The organism is Arsenicibacter rosenii, assembly GCF_001870735.1.
Lineage (GTDB): Bacteria > Bacteroidota > Bacteroidia > Cytophagales > Spirosomataceae > Arsenicibacter > Arsenicibacter rosenii.
In genome coordinates this window covers 1-924 of record NZ_MORL01000187.1, presented here as the reverse complement: position 1 = coordinate 924, position 924 = coordinate 1, and the positions used below count along the sequence as shown (strand labels likewise).

Sequence of the window (924 nt, the reverse complement as noted above, 5' to 3'; positions counted from 1 at the left end):
ATCCAAGTTGCGAGATAGTTAATCTTCTAAACATCCATTGATGGTGAATGAAAGCAGAAATAAAAAAAGCTTTAACATAAACCCTTGGGCAGTGACCGCGTGAATTTTACGCGGAAACAGGTTGGTAATCTGGCTAAAAACAATCTCAATGGGCTTGCGATACGTTTTTTTGAGAAATACATCCCAAGGCTGGTCAGACCTCAGGGAGTTTTTCTTGCGATAGATCCTGAGATAGATTTGATCACACTCGGCATATAAATCTTCCTGCTCGTAGTCGGTATAGCCACTATCGCCATAGAGCTCACTACCAGCTGGTAAATTAAGCTGCATGGCCTGTAAAGCGGTGCTGTCATGAAAGCTGCCAGCGGTAATAAAGTAATCAACAGGCAGCCCATCAGCTGTGGTAATGAGTTGTACCTTGAAACCATAGAAATATTCTTTTTTCGCCTCGTTATAGCCATGATAGCTCCTGCCTTTCAGAAGTTTACAGACTGGAATCCGACAATTCCGGCAGACAGCTACCGGAAAAGAGTCGATCATATAGCGGGCGCTGGTATTGAGCTCTTTAAGACTGGCACCTAAGGCACTAAACACGGTAATAAGTTTAGCTTGAAGTCGGGACAGTCGTCGGTTGAAGCCTGATTTATGGATCATCTTCATACCATAATGGCGTTGCATATACCCACAGGCAGCCGCCTGATTTCCGTAAAACGAAAGGGCAGCAATTACAGCAACAGTGGCAATCTCAGCGTCATTAAGTTTACAATGGACGTCTGGTTTTGGACCCATTATCTTGAAGAGATCGTCAAAGAAACAGTAAATTGCAATGGTTTTGTCAGCCATCTTGAGAGTAATTTTAGAATGTGAGATACTCCAAAATTATCCAAGGGGCTGGCAAAACTCTATATCACGCAACTTGAATTA

1 protein-coding gene is annotated in these 924 nt (G+C 43.0%); it reads right to left on the bottom strand.

All coding sequences use genetic code 11. The features are described 5' to 3' along the window. Positions 1-18: 18 nt before the first annotated feature. On the bottom strand, positions 19-843 hold the full coding sequence (locus tag BLX24_RS30715) for an IS982 family transposase (protein ID WP_071506930.1): 825 nt from the start codon (positions 841-843) through the stop codon (positions 19-21). Positions 844-924: the final 81 nt, after the last annotated feature.